Source organism: Chitinophaga sp. S165, assembly GCF_003182155.1.
GTDB lineage: Bacteria > Bacteroidota > Bacteroidia > Chitinophagales > Chitinophagaceae > Chitinophaga.
Window position 1 is genome coordinate 256895 of sequence record NZ_QGTG01000008.1, and the last position, 13370, is coordinate 270264.

At 47.5% G+C, this 13370-nt stretch carries 12 protein-coding genes; 2 read left to right on the plus strand and 10 right to left on the minus strand.

What is annotated here, in order from left to right; translation table 11 throughout:
* Positions 1–9: 9 nt before the first annotated feature.
* From allE to allB, 3 genes are all read right to left on the minus strand, one after another.
* Positions 10–756 (minus strand): (S)-ureidoglycine aminohydrolase, encoded by a 747-nt coding sequence (gene allE, locus C7475_RS26005; protein WP_110056335.1) that lies wholly within the window; start codon positions 754–756, stop codon positions 10–12.
* Between the two features lies 1 nt (position 757).
* Positions 758–2005, minus strand: coding sequence for an allantoate amidohydrolase (locus C7475_RS26010; protein WP_110056336.1), 1248 nt, complete (start codon positions 2003–2005; stop codon positions 758–760).
* A 149-nt stretch (positions 2006–2154) separates the two neighbouring features.
* Positions 2155–3501, minus strand: coding sequence for an allantoinase AllB (allB, locus tag C7475_RS26015; protein ID WP_110056337.1), 1347 nt, complete (start codon positions 3499–3501; stop codon positions 2155–2157).
* Between the two features lie 77 nt (positions 3502–3578).
* On the opposite strand from allB, the gene pucL reads away from it, so the two are divergent.
* The gene (pucL, locus tag C7475_RS26020) at positions 3579–4424 is read left to right on the plus strand and encodes a factor-independent urate hydroxylase (protein ID WP_110056338.1); all 846 of its coding nucleotides are present in this window, start codon (positions 3579–3581) and stop codon (positions 4422–4424) included.
* Here the strand turns inward: pucL and C7475_RS26025 are convergent, their stop codons facing one another.
* The 5 genes from C7475_RS26025 to C7475_RS26045 form a co-directional block, all read right to left on the minus strand.
* Positions 4425–5405, minus strand: a complete 981-nt coding sequence (locus tag C7475_RS26025) for an XdhC family protein (RefSeq protein WP_110056339.1) — start codon at positions 5403–5405, stop codon at positions 4425–4427.
* Entirely contained in the window at positions 5368–7677 is a 2310-nt protein-coding gene (locus C7475_RS26030) for a xanthine dehydrogenase molybdopterin binding subunit (RefSeq protein WP_110056340.1), read from the minus strand. Before C7475_RS26030 ends, C7475_RS26025 begins: the two co-directional genes overlap by 38 nt.
* Positions 7678–7683: 6 nt before the next feature.
* Positions 7684–9099, minus strand: coding sequence for an FAD binding domain-containing protein (locus C7475_RS26035; protein WP_233259965.1), 1416 nt, complete (start codon positions 9097–9099; stop codon positions 7684–7686).
* Positions 9100–9125: 26 nt separating this feature from the next.
* Positions 9126–10829 (minus strand): alpha-amylase family protein, encoded by a 1704-nt coding sequence (locus C7475_RS26040; RefSeq protein ID WP_233259966.1) that lies wholly within the window; start codon positions 10827–10829, stop codon positions 9126–9128.
* A gap of 206 nt (positions 10830–11035) precedes the next feature.
* Positions 11036–11278, minus strand: coding sequence for a hypothetical protein (locus C7475_RS26045; protein ID WP_110056341.1), 243 nt, complete (start codon positions 11276–11278; stop codon positions 11036–11038).
* A 108-nt stretch (positions 11279–11386) separates the two neighbouring features.
* On the opposite strand from C7475_RS26045, the gene C7475_RS26050 reads away from it, so the two are divergent.
* The gene (locus tag C7475_RS26050) at positions 11387–11713 is read left to right on the plus strand and encodes a helix-turn-helix transcriptional regulator (protein WP_110056342.1); all 327 of its coding nucleotides are present in this window, start codon (positions 11387–11389) and stop codon (positions 11711–11713) included.
* A 66-nt stretch (positions 11714–11779) separates the two neighbouring features.
* Here C7475_RS26050 and C7475_RS26055 read toward each other — a convergent pair whose 3' ends face one another.
* The gene (locus tag C7475_RS26055; RefSeq protein ID WP_110056343.1) at positions 11780–12430 is read right to left on the minus strand and encodes an HD domain-containing protein; all 651 of its coding nucleotides are present in this window, start codon (positions 12428–12430) and stop codon (positions 11780–11782) included.
* Between the two features lie 66 nt (positions 12431–12496).
* Entirely contained in the window at positions 12497–13360 is an 864-nt protein-coding gene (locus tag C7475_RS26060) for an AraC family transcriptional regulator (RefSeq protein ID WP_110056344.1), read from the minus strand.
* Positions 13361–13370 lie beyond the last annotated feature (10 nt).

The window sequence follows — 13370 nt, forward strand, 5'->3', positions numbered from 1 at the left end:
TGGAATTTATTATAGAGTAGTGGGGAACCTGTTCACATTTTTGTAATAGATGTAAATGGCAGGTTCTTTTCCCATAGCAGTAAACCATTGCTGGCAATATGGAGCCATCCAGATGGCATCTCCTTTTTTAACAGGGTACCATTCATGGTCCAGCATGTAAACGCCTTGTCCCTGAAGGTATAACAGCCCATGTTCCATGATATGTGTTTCTACGAAAGGAAGATGTCCGCCAGCATCGTACGTGAATATATTCACGGCCATATCGAAGGAGAGGTCTTCCGGCAATAACACCTGTAGCCGTAAGGCGGGATCACCGAGGAAAGCCGGTCCGGGTACTGTGGCAGCATTTCCGAAGATCACCGGCGGGTGGTTATGTCCTGCCAGTTTCTCATATACCTTGTGAAAGGTAACGATCTGTGTGCCTTCTGTGAATTGTTCCAGCCTGTAGGGATGCCCTGATGGAACATAAAAGAACTGACCACTGGTCAGTGTTTGTATTTGTGTGCCTGTTTTTGCAGTGCATTGCCCGGATATGATGTAGAAAAAGATCTGTGCTGTTTCGGTGTCGCCTGCAATAATACAATCTTTCTCTGCTGTGATCACTGTCTGCCCAAGCCGCGCACCCATTTGTTCATTGATGATGACATTCACTTTACAGTGTGTCCATCCGGGCACAACGCTGTTCACATATCCGTCAGGGCAGATGACCGCATGATTCCTTTTAACTACTGATCTTGTCAGTGCTGATATTTCCATATTACCGCTTTTTGTATACCTCTGCAAGGCGATGAATAAAATGTTCTGATACCTGAAGTGCAGCAGCGATGTCAGCTACTTCTACATTTTCTTCAGGATGATGACTGATGCCTTTATAACATCTTACAAACAACATGCACACCGGTGCTACTGCGCCTACCATAACGGCGTCATGGCCAGCACCACTGACGAGGTTCTTTACATTATAACCGGCAGCTGTGATGCCTTGCGCCAGCAGGTGACTGAGGGCAGTATCACATTCAACCGGTTTGGCTTTTTGTATAATGTCCCAGTCGGCCGTAAGTTGTCTTTCAGCACAGATCTGTGACGCGATATCTTTCAGATACCTGCGTGCTTTTTTAAGAAGCACCTGGTCTGTGCTCCTGACATCCAATGTGCAGGTCACTTCTCCGGGTATTACATTGCTGGCCGCATCTTTAACCTCTACGGTGCCAACTGTGGCTACCAGGTCCTTGTTATGTTCCAGTCCAAAACGCTCTACCGCCAGGATGAACTCTGCTGTGGCACATAATGCATCTTTCCGCATTTCCATGGGCACTGTACCGGCATGGCCGCCCATACCATGAAACCTGACACGGATACGATGCTGACCGGCTATACCCTGTACTATGGCAACGGGAATATGTTGTTCGTATAATACCGGTCCCTGTTCAATGTGGATCTCATAATATCCCAGCCATTCATCTTCAGGAATAGCGTCAGCTGCCAGTTGGTCCACATCTCCTCCCATCGTCTTAATGGCATTCCTGAGGCTAATACCTGCACTGTCTGTCTTGTCCAGCAGGGCGTCATTAAACTTGCCTGTAATGGCAGTGCTGCCAAGATAAGTAGTATGAAAGCGTACACCTTCTTCATCACTGAAGGCGATTAGTTCTATGTTGAACGGCAGGTTGATCCTTTCCTGCTGAAGATGTGTGATCAGGTCCAATCCCATGATCACTCCCATCGGACCGTCAAACTTACCGGCATTCTTTACAGTATCTATATGCGATGCAATGACCAGTGTACGGGCATTGGGTTGCGTGCTGGGCCAACGGCCTCTCACATTTCCGATATTGTCTATCCTGGCTTGTAAACCTGCTTCCTGCATCCACTTCATTACTTTGCTGCATCCGCTGATAAAAGCGGAAGAACCGAATGTGCGGGTCACGCAGTGAGGGTCTTCACTGATACATGCCAGTTCGTGGATCCTGGACATTACTGCGTTTGCTCTTTGTGCGTAGTCCATTGTCAGCTTGTTTGGTGTACTGAATTAACAATATGCATCACGTAGTCAATCGCGCAGACTGGCTCCGTCAGGAGCCGGTGTGTTTGTAGCCCCGGATTTTAACCCGGGTATATAATATGGATGCATTTATGTAATCGTAAAACATGTTATCAATCATGTTTATTGATCGTGTTTAATATCATTTTTCCCTGTGCCAACGTGAAATTTCCCTGATCAAATACCCTGATGCCTCTTATATACGTTTGTTCCACAACGCCATAAAGCGTCTCATTGAGATAAGGTGTCAATTTATGTTTATGATATAATCCTTCTGCACTAACCGTAAATGATCTTTGCGGGTCCCATATCACAAAATCCGCATCATATCCCATCGCGATCTTTCCTTTCCTGTCTTGTAAGCCTGCCAGTACCGCCGGTTTTTCGCACAGCCACTGTGCTATCTGTGGCAATGTTACATCCCGGCTCCGGCCTGCTGTCCATAAGGCAGGCAATGCGAGTTGCAGAGAGGCAATACCGCCCCAGGCCTGGGTAAAATCGCCGGTGTCCAGTGCCTTCAATTCCGGAGGAGCGGGGGAGTGATCAGTCGCTACAAAATCTATCACACCTGCTTTTAACGCTTCCCACAGCCGCTGGTTATTTTCTCTCTCCCGGATAGGAGGAGCGCACTTGAAACTGGTATTCCCATCAGGCACTTCTTCTCCATTAAAATACAAATAATGCTGGGCAGTTTCAACAGTCAATGGTAATCCTTTTTCTTTTGCTGCTATTATCTGTGGAATAGCGTCGGCCGCGGACAGGTGAACAATGTGTACCCGGCAGTTGTATTTTTCACAGAGATGGATCATGAGGCTGATAGCAGCCTGTTCCCATGACTGCGGCCGGGAGGCCATATACTGCCGGTAAGAGCGTTTATTCTCCTGTATGGCCGGCTGACTGTCAGTTAATTCACAATGTACCAGCAATGGCAGATGATGCCGCGCGATAATGGGCATCGCCTTTTCAAGATCGGCCGCTGTAACATTGGGAAACTCGTCAATACCGGAATGGACAAGGAATGCTTTGAAACCCGGTACGCCCTTATTGATCAGTGCTGCTATCTCATTTTCATTGCCGGGAATAATACCGCCCCAGTAACCGCAATCAGCATGTAACTGAGAAGTAGCGGCGTGGGCCTTTTCTTCAAAAGCCTGTACAGTGGTTGTTACGGGAGAGGAATTTAACGGCATATCTACCAGGGTAGTGATGCCACCGGCAATAGCTGCGCGTGTGGCAGTATCGAAGCCCTCCCAGTCCGTTCTGCCCGGCTCATTGATATGTACATGTGGATCGTTGATGCCCGGCATCAGGACCTTATCGCCTATGTCAACGATCGTACGGGCATCATCCGGCAGGTCGGCCTGAATGGCGTGTATCCTGCCGCCTTTTACCAATACCACCGCTGGCCGTACACCATCAGGCGTGAGTATATTATTTCCTTTTATAATGAGGTCAGACATATGATGGGGCTTCTAAGTAAAAGTAGGCAATTAATTCTTTATATTAGGGTATGTTATCATCATAAAAAGGCCCCATTATGAAAATCAAACTTGGAGAAAACAGCTATGGCAAGAACGCCGTTCAACTGTCGAAGATCATCCGTCATCCTGCTTACCATGAGTTCCGGCAGATCACGGTGAATGTATCGCTGAAAGGAGATTTTAATGAGGCACATAAAGATGGGGATAACAGCAAGATATTACCGACGGATACGCAGAAAAATACCGTGTATGCCCTGGCGAAAGATCATTTTAAAACTTCCATAGAAGACTTCGCATTATACCTCGCTAATTACTTTATAACAACACAAGCCCAGGTGGAGGCAGCTACTATTGAAATAGCGGAACAACAGTATCATCGCATGCAGTTCGATGGAGTTGAACATCCACATGCGTACATTGGCGGAGGAAGCGAGAAACGGACGACCCGTGTTGTAAAAACTGCCTCAACTGTCAGTGTGCAGTCCGGTATAGCAGACCTTCTTATTCTGAAAACAACAGACTCCGGTTTTGAGAAGTATATCAAAGACAAGTATACAACGCTGAAAGAGACGGGCGACAGGATACTGGCTACCAAGTGCGAGGTCGCCTGGATGTGGGATAAACTGCCTGCTGACTATACTGAACAGTTCAATAGCATCCGCGGATTGTTGTTGCAGACATTTGCAGGGCATAAAAGTCTCTCCGTACAACAGACTTTATACGCAATGGGGGAAGCTGTTCTGGAAACATATGCCGGCATCAGGGAGATCTATTTGCAGATGCCCAATAAACATCACATCCCTTTCAACCTTGAGCAATTTGAGATACAGAATCAGAATGAGATCTTCATTGCGACAGACGAACCTTATGGTATGATCACAGCTACAGTGGTAAGAGAGTAGTTAATGCAATACAGGGATACTGTGCCTTACTTTTATGATCTGTGCGGCAATACTGACAGCAATTTCTCCCGGCGTCTGACTGCTGATATCTATACCAATGGGAGCTTGTATCCTGTTTAACAATGTTTCACTGATGCCTTCCTCCCTATAGGTATCGAACATCTTCCCGATCTTTGTAGCGCTGCCTAATACTCCGCAATACCTGAATGATTTATGCAATAGTGCTCTGAGTGCAATGTCATCAGTTCTGTAACCGACAGTCATGATCACTACATAATGATGCTCTCCGGCAGGGACCATTACCTTCAGCTGACTATAGTCGCGTACAATTGTTTTTTCGTGTGCGGTACTGTTTTCCAGTAACGTATGAAGGTGTGGACGATCTTCAAAGATGTGTATATAGAAGTCCAGTTTTTGCATTACTTCAGATAATGCCAATGCACAATGTCCGCCGCCAATGATATACAGAAAATCACGGTACCCGATCTTCTCCCTATACGACCAGTCAAGTTCTGACTGCATCGCATAGTGATAGTCCGGCTCTCCATGTATCTCTGGTGTAAAGTGCAGACCAAGCGGAGACAACTGAAGGATGCCTTGCTGGTTCTGAGAAAGGCAGGCAATGATCTTATTGACGGGCGTAATACTTTCAGGCAGTAGTTTATACAGCAGGATGGTTTGATCGCCGGAGCAGATCATGCCGCTCTGCTGTCTGGCGGCTTCTTTATCATGATACTGCTTGTGAATAGAGTAGGAGGTGGCAAAGTGGCCCAGCTGTTCCTTCGCCAGTTCTATAAACTTGTGTTCCATGATACCTCCGCCAATAGAGCCTTCTATTTCTCCCGCATGGTTTACGGCCATAAAGAAGCCTTGTCTGCCCGGGCTACTGCCGTGGCTTTCCATAACGTAAAGCAGCATTACCGGTATATTCTGCCGCAGGCTTTTACAGATCAATTCCCAGGTGACTAACTGTTTCTTCATGTTGCTGATTAGTTTCCAGAGTTGTTTTTGAATATAACGCCATCAACACTTTTTCCGGTGTTATAGGTGTACTGAAAGGGATATCAGCATTGGGTTGGAACGCCCTTATAGCATTGCTTAGCGCAAACCAGGCGCCTATTCCGTACATCAAAGGAGGTTCTCCCACTGCTTTTGAACGGAATACAGCGAGGTTGTCATGAGTGGTTTGTAATGCGTCTATGGCTATCGTTTTCGGTACGGAATAAATATCCGGTACCTTATAAGTGGATAATGCGTTAGAGCGTAAACGGCCGTCTCTGTCGTAGATCACTTCTTCCATTGTCATCCATCCGATGCCCTGCACAATGCCGCCTTCAATTTGTCCACGGTCAATATCGGTGTTCATACTGTTGCCAAAATCGTGCACTACCTGGACAGTGTCGATGGTATAGGTGCCCCGCAGGCAGTCTACGGTCACTTCAAGAATAGCGGTACCATACACATGATAAGCGAAAGGATGTCCTTTCTCTTTAGCCTCGTCAAAGTGTATTTCAGGCGTAGCATAATGTGCATGTTCGGAGAGACTTACCCTTTGCCGGAAAGCACTGGTAACGAGTTGCTGCCAGTTCCAGGAAGAAGGCGTGCCTTTCACCAGTACCTGTTCATTCACCAAAGAAATATCTTCCACTGTTACCTGTAATCCGTCGGCTGCAACCTTCTTCAGGCGTTCCAGGATAGCGGTACAAGCCATTAAGGTAGCCTTTCCATTCAGGTCGGCGGTAGCACTGGCAGCAGAAGGTGAGGTGTTCGCGATGGTATATGTGCTGGTGTTATTCAATTTTATTCTTTCAGGCGCAATGGCCAATGTATGTGCCGCTACCTGGAGGATCTTTGTATTGACGCCCTGTCCCATTTCCACAGCTCCTGTACTGATGCATACACTGCCATCGGAATAAACGTGTACCAGTGAGCGGGCGTTGTTCATCATGGTATTCGTGAAAGAAATGCCGAAGCAAACGGGCATGAAAGCGATCCCTTTTTTATGCAGTTTATGTTCCTTATTGTAAGTGCTGACCACCTTGCGCAGATTATCAGGATTGTACAGCGCCTCTGCTTTTTCCCAGCAGGTCAATGCCTCGCTTTTGGCGGTTTGTCCGTAAGGGAAACCCTGCCCTGTTTCAATGAGGTTCTTTTTCTGGATGACGGCAGCGTCCACATGTAAACTATGTGCTGCTTTTGCAATGGCTGCTTCTATGACATACATGCCCTGCGGGCCGCCAAAGCCCCGGAAGGCGGTATTGGGAGGAAGATTTGTACGACAGCACCAGGCGGTTGCCTTTACATGCGGAACAAAATAGGAATTAGTGCAATGAAACAACGTCCGGGCCATTACTGCCGGAGACAGGTCTGCAGAAGCGCCGGCATTCTGGAAGAAAGATACTTCGTAGGCAATGATCTTATAATCGTTGTCAAGCCCTATTTTAAAGTCGGCCGCGTAAGGATGTCTTTTGCCGGTCATTGCCATATCTTCCATCCTGTGCAGTGCGTATTTGACAGGTTTCTTCAACAGCCAGGCTGCCAGTGCACATAGGGCCGCCCAGGTATTAGCCTGGTCTTCTTTCCCTCCGAAACCACCACCCAGCCGGGTAACAATGACTTCAAAGCGATGCATGGGTTGACCGAGAACGGATGTTACTGCGCGTTGTACGGCTGTTGGTCCCTGTGTGGATGAATAGATGCGTAAACTGTTGTTCTCTTGCGGAATGACGTATGCGCCTTGTGTTTCTATGTAAAGATGTTCCTGTCCGTTGATGTCGGCGCTACCATCAAATATGTGTGTACACTGCCGCCATGCGTTGTCAATATCTCCCTGTGTGAAAGTGCGGGGAGGAATGATCAGCTCACCCCGGGCCTGCGCATCTCTGGGATCGGTGATAACAGGCAGAGGATCGATGTGTACCCTGATCTTTTTAACGGCAGCCCTGGCGGCTTCCCGGGTATGGGCCACTACAAATGCAACAGGCATGCCGCAGAAATGGACGTGATGATCTGCCAGCAGCGGCTCATCTTTGATAATGCCACCTATTTCATTTTGCCCGGGAATATCGGCAGCTGTGAATATGCGTACTACGCCGGGTACCAGCATGGCATCGTCCAATATCAATTCCCTGATAACGCCATGTGCTACGGGGGAACTAAACACCGCTCCGAACAACGTACCACCAATTAACGGTATGTCGTCCAGGTACACAGAAGTACCGCTGACATGGGTGTTGGAATCAATATTTTTCATACCACGTTATAATAACAGTTCCACCTTCAGGGATGGGAACAGGGTGATGAAATGTGCTTTTATAAGTTGTTCCAGCAACAATCGTTTATAGACTGCCGTACCTCTGGCGTCGCTGATAGGTGTGATCTCAGCCTGCGCAATTGCACAGGCAACCTTTATCACTGCTCCGCTGGGTGCTTTCCCTTCCAGGAAAGCAGCGGTATCCGTCAGGAGTGTTGGTATTGGTCCTACGCCGCCAGCCGAGATCCTGACTGTGCTGATCAGGTTTTCCTGCATTGTAATGCAGATAGCCGTGTTTACACTGGCTATATCCAGGTTGGTGCGTTTACTCACTTTTTCAAAATGGAAACTTGTGCTGGCGCCAGGTAATTCGAACCAGCACCGTGTGATATATTCCTCCGGACGTTTGTCCAGTTTCTTGTAGTCTTTATACAATTGCCGTAGCGGTAATGTTCTGGTAGCGGTTCCGTCACTTAGTTCAAGTGTAGCCTCCAGCGCAAGGAAAAAGATGGTCAGGTCCCCGATGGGAGAAGCGTTGACGAAATTTCCGGCAATGGTGGCCATATTACGGATAGGTGTAGAGGATATCAGGCTGATATAATTTCCCAGTGCAGGAAAATAGGCCTGCATGACAGGAGAAGCCAGCAGATCGCTCACTGTGCAGGCTGCGCCGATCACACAACGGTTATCTTCCCGTGTAATGCCTTTCAGTATGTCCTGGTTAAAAAGGAACTGGAGCGGTTGTTCCTGTATTTCCTCCGGTTGCTGCACATAGAGATCGGTACCGCCACCCATGAAACGGGGTGTTGTTCCGGAAGGAGGGGCTAACTCCCCGTTTAAGAACAGAATAAGGCGTTTTAGCCGCTCTTTTATGCCGGCGAAGTAAGCAGGCAGGATTTGCTGCTCAGCGGCAAATTGGGCCGGTTCCTCCTGATTTCGCTGTGCCAGTAAAGTAGCAACACCGGCGGCCGCTCTTTCGATGGACTTATAACCGGTACAACGGCAGATGTTACCGTCGATAGCCGTAATGGCATTTTCGGTAGTGGGCGGCTGGGTGCTTAGACAGAACCCTGCGAGTGACATCACAAATCCCGGAGTACAGAAACCGCACTGAGTGGCCGCATTATCTACCATGGACTGCTGAATGGGATTGAGCGCCGGAAGCATGTTAATGCCCTCAATGGTTACGATGTGTTTACCGTGTGCATTGCCCAGCGGCATCAGGCAGGAGGTAAATGAACGATATACCAGTTTGCCTCGCTGCAGCTCCCCTGCCAGAATGGTGCAGGCGCCGCAGTCGCCTTCATTGCAACCGGTTTTTGTACCGGTAAGTTGCTGATGGTAACGTATGAAATCCAGCAGCGGCATACCAGGCGGAAGGCTGGTACCAACATCTTCATTATTGAGAATAAACTTCAGCAAGGGTTACAAAAGTGCTTTCTCTGAAGTTAACGAAAATTTTCCATCCTGTACCAGCTATAGCCGTATTCGGGGATGCTTACTGTGAATATTCCGTTAATAGTTTCCTTCATGTCATGCCGGAGAAGGTTATAATACTTTGTACCCGGTGCAGTGAATTTTACCTGTTGTGCTTTTCTGCTGAAATTATGGATGGTGATCAGTGTTTTGTCATGGAGGTCGTATCGCATCACCAGTACCCCCGGTGTGCCTGTTTCCAGTATTTCCCAATTGCCCAGTCCTATTTCAGGGCATTCCTTTCGCAACCGGATGATATTAATGGTCCAGTTCAGCAAAGATGCCGGGTCACGCTGCTGTGCGGCTACGTTCACTTTTTGATAGGCATAGGCGCCGGTGTCTATCACGGGACGGAATGTTGTATCTGCCAACGAGAAACCTCCATTTTTCCTGTCAGACCACTGCATAGGCGTTCTTACGGCAAGGCGTTCCTTCAGGCTAAGATCATCTCCCATACCTATTTCGTCGCCATAACGGATGACAGGTGTGCCAGGCAGGGAAAACAGGAGGCTGTAGGCCATTTCCAGCATAGCCCTGTTACCAAGCATGGGCGCCAGTCTCCTTCTGATGCCACGGTCATACAATTGCATGGTCTTTTCCGGTCCGAACCGCTGGTACACTTTCTCACGTTGTTTTTCTGTAAGCCTGCCCAGATCTATTTCATCATGATTTCTAAGGAAGAACATCCACTGTGAAGTTGGAGGAATGTCACGGGGGTCCCGCAGCGCTTTTATAAAGGGAGCAATGTCTCCTGTGGCGAGCCCATAGAACAGGTATTGATTAGCGTAAAAGTTGAACATGGTATGCATGCCGGTCCCATCCTGCCCGAAATAATTATTGTTCTCTTCAGGCATAACGTTGGCTTCTCCCAGGATGAGGGCTTCCCCGTTCCTCCATTGAACAAAACGCCTGATCTCAGGAATGATCTTGAGGTCATGTTCCGGCTTGTCAGGATCTGAACCAGGTTTCTCAATAATAAAAGGGACCGCGTCCAACCGGAAACCCGATACGCCCTGGTTCAGCCAGTATCCCAGGATGCGTTTACTTTCTGATTTTACCATCGGGTTCATGAAGTTGAGATCAGGCTGAAAATCATAGAACCGGTGATAGTAGTAGGCGTCCGCCTCTTTGTTGTATGTCCACGTTTCTTTTTGCACGCCGGGAAAGGCCATGCCTCTGTTCCAGAACGATGGCCGCTTTTTAGACCAGGAATAGTAGTCGTGGTACCGGGATTTCGGGTTGGCGGCCGCATCCCTGAACCAGGGGTGCTGGTCGGACGTGTGGTTTAATACGATGTCCATCATAATCCTGATTCCCCTTTTACGTGCCTGGTACATCAGCTCTGCAAAATGTCCGCCGGTACCATAGGTGGTATCAATGCCGTAATAGTCTGATACATCATAACCATCATCTTTACGGGGAGAAGGTTGAAAAGGAGCCAGCCAGACCGTATTAATGCCTAATGCAGTCAGATAATCCAACTGTTGTATCAGTCCTTCAATATCGCCGGTGCCACTACCATCGCTGTCTTTAAAAGTGCCGATTTCAAGATTGTAGATGATCGTGTTCTTATACCATAGGTCCTTGAAAATAGTGCTATCCGGAGATTGAGCGCTCACTGGCAGTGCTGTTCGCATCAGTAGAGCAAGCAAAAGAGGAAGGAGTTGTTTCTTCATGTTAATAACAGTTCGGTAACTTTTTGCAATTGCCGCGCCAAGCATGCCTGGTATGTGGACAGCCTTTTCAGACATGGGATAGCTCAATATTCCAGCATTTGATTCAACAGGAAGGAGAAATGAAACTATTATCCGGATAATGATGAGTAAGACCTGACACAGTGTTTGAACGATGGTACACAGACACATTAAAAACACCAGAGACATTAATCGCCTGACAGGCACTGTTCTTCTATGGTAAGTGCGATCTTGTCCAGTAGCTCCCGGTTAAGATGTATCTTCTCCTCCACATAGTCAGGCACCAATCTCTGTTTTTCATTTTGATAGAAAATGACGTCAGTTCCGTTTACTGTCGCAGTGATCTTGTACTCATGGCCTATTTTTTCTATGCCGGCCTGGATGATATACTGCTCTCCGCCATGTTCCAGTCTTAATTCATGTGTTTCCATAATATGAAGCCTGTTTCTTTTTACTTATCAAAATGGAGGCCATGGAAAGCACGGGCGCTTTCCTTAATTTTGTAACCGAACGGTTGCTTAAAAACGTTTATCAAAACGATGAGAAGGGATGTTTTTCAGGCGATAGCTGATCCTACAAGGAGGGAGATCATCAATTTACTGGCGCACCAGGCACTAAACCTGAATGCGATAGCCGACAATTTCGATATCAGCAGGCCTGCGGTATCCAAACATATCCGCATATTGACCGAATGCGGCTTACTGATGATCACCCAGCAGGGCAGGGAGCGTTATTGCAAGGCTAACCTGGAGAAACTGCAGGAAGTGTCAGACTGGACAGCGCAGTATCAGTCTTTCTGGATGAAGAAACTGGATGCCCTGGAAGATTTCCTGGAAAAGGAGAAAAAAGAAGGCGAAAAGCAATAAAAAAGAGACTGCCCTTCACAGCGGACAGCCTCTCCTGACAAAGGGGATGGCATCTGGTTGACGTCTTTACTCGCTCCAGGGAGAATGCAGGATACAATCGCAGAAATTCTTCCGCTGGAAGTTAGGTATCATAAAGGCGCATACGTCTGCCTTGATATTTCCAAACGTGGTATCTGTTTTATGTTTGAAACCGTCAAAGAAGGTTGGGATGATCCTGTTCTTAAAGTCGTTCCTCGGGAATGCCTTGATGATCTCTTCTCTATGCTCCTGCGTCAGGTGCTCATATCCTTCACCCATCACATCAAGGCCTACACCTGAATACATCAGCGCTACTTCTGCTTCCTTATACTCAGCGACGCCGATGGTAGTATGCAGGGCAATGGTATCCCAAACCCGTTGCAGCGCCAGTTCTGGATAGCCGTGGCTCTTCAGGAAATCTCTTGCGGCATTTGCACCGTCTACTTCAAAACGTTTGTCAGGACTGCTGTAATGTGGTACCAATCCGAGGTCATGGAATACGGAACTGATATATAACAGTTCTGCATCATGTTTTATGTTGTTTCTTTTTGCATTGAGGGAAGAGAAAAGGAATACGCGGAGTGAGTGGTTATAGATAAAATCTGTACCATGTTCCAGCAGCAATTCTGTTGCTTGTTTAGCTACCTGGCTGTCTGGGATGTCTATTCCGGCTAGTTTTGTTAATCTGGTTACTGGCATAACTTTCAAGTTTATACCACAAAATTAGCGGAGAGAGGGGGTGTGGAAAATGCTAAAAACGACGAATCAGATACCAATTTTCACAAACTGCGCCCGGTAGTCGTTAGGGGAGAGGTGTGTCTCTTTTTTGAAAAAGGCGCTGAACTGGTAAGGGGTGGCAAAGTTCAGTATATACGAGATCTCTTTTACGGGTTTGGAGGAGAACTGCAACAGCCTTTTTGCTTCTGCTACCAGTTGCCCGTTAATAATATCTTTAGCCCTGCGGCCTGCACAGCGTTTACACAGATCGGCCAGCTGCCGGTAAGAAATACCCAGTTTTTCTGCATAGTCGGCCACTTCATGGGTATTACGGTATTCCTTGCTGACCAGTTCCAGGTACTGACGGTATATTTTATTCTCAGTAGTGCTTAAGCCTTCATGCAAAAGGCTGTTAATATTAGCCACTTTGATCATCATGATTTTCAGATATGCAGCCAGCGCATCACCCTTATTCACATAATCAGCAGCATTGAACTCATCCAGCATGGTGATCATCAGACTGGTGAGCGCTTCCTCATCCTGGATATTTAACTGCATCTGCTGATGACCTGATGCGTCGTTGAACAGTACCGCCTTGCAATTACTGGCGCTGGCAGGTGCTTTTTCCCAGAAGCAGTCTCCAAAGCGGAGTACATAACCTTCAACATGGTTATTGCTGTTAACAGCGTACACCTGTCCTTTGGATATGACGAAAAGGCTGCGTGGTACAATATCGTACGAAACGCCATCAATAGCTACCGTGCCATATCCTTCCGTGACAAGTATTAACTCATTGAAGGAAATGCGGTGCAGCGTATCATCTTCAAATAATTGTCCGCTGATCTCTTCCACAGAGAACGAGTCTCTCAACGCAGGGTTGATATCAATGTTTAATATGTGGGCAGTATGCATATGGTAAAAG

Excerpts from the sequence above, each read along its gene's own strand:
- allE (WP_110056335.1), bottom strand. The coding sequence starts at position 756 with ATGGAAATATCAGCACTGACAAGATCAGTAGTTAAAAGGAATCATGCG.
- C7475_RS26010 (WP_110056336.1), bottom strand. The coding sequence starts at position 2,005 with ATGGACTACGCACAAAGAGCAAACGCAGTAATGTCCAGGATCCACGAA.
- allB (WP_110056337.1), bottom strand. The coding sequence starts at position 3,501 with ATGTCTGACCTCATTATAAAAGGAAATAATATACTCACGCCTGATGGT.
- pucL (WP_110056338.1), top strand. The coding sequence starts at position 3,579 with ATGAAAATCAAACTTGGAGAAAACAGCTATGGCAAGAACGCCGTTCAA.
- C7475_RS26025 (WP_110056339.1), bottom strand. The coding sequence starts at position 5,405 with ATGAAGAAACAGTTAGTCACCTGGGAATTGATCTGTAAAAGCCTGCGG.
- C7475_RS26030 (WP_110056340.1), bottom strand. The coding sequence starts at position 7,677 with ATGAAAAATATTGATTCCAACACCCATGTCAGCGGTACTTCTGTGTAC.
- C7475_RS26040 (WP_233259966.1), bottom strand. The coding sequence starts at position 10,829 with ATGAAGAAACAACTCCTTCCTCTTTTGCTTGCTCTACTGATGCGAACA.
- C7475_RS26045 (WP_110056341.1), bottom strand. The coding sequence starts at position 11,278 with ATGGAAACACATGAATTAAGACTGGAACATGGCGGAGAGCAGTATATC.
- C7475_RS26050 (WP_110056342.1), top strand. The coding sequence starts at position 11,387 with ATGAGAAGGGATGTTTTTCAGGCGATAGCTGATCCTACAAGGAGGGAG.
- C7475_RS26055 (WP_110056343.1), bottom strand. The coding sequence starts at position 12,430 with ATGCCAGTAACCAGATTAACAAAACTAGCCGGAATAGACATCCCAGAC.
- C7475_RS26060 (WP_110056344.1), bottom strand. The coding sequence starts at position 13,360 with ATGCATACTGCCCACATATTAAACATTGATATCAACCCTGCGTTGAGA.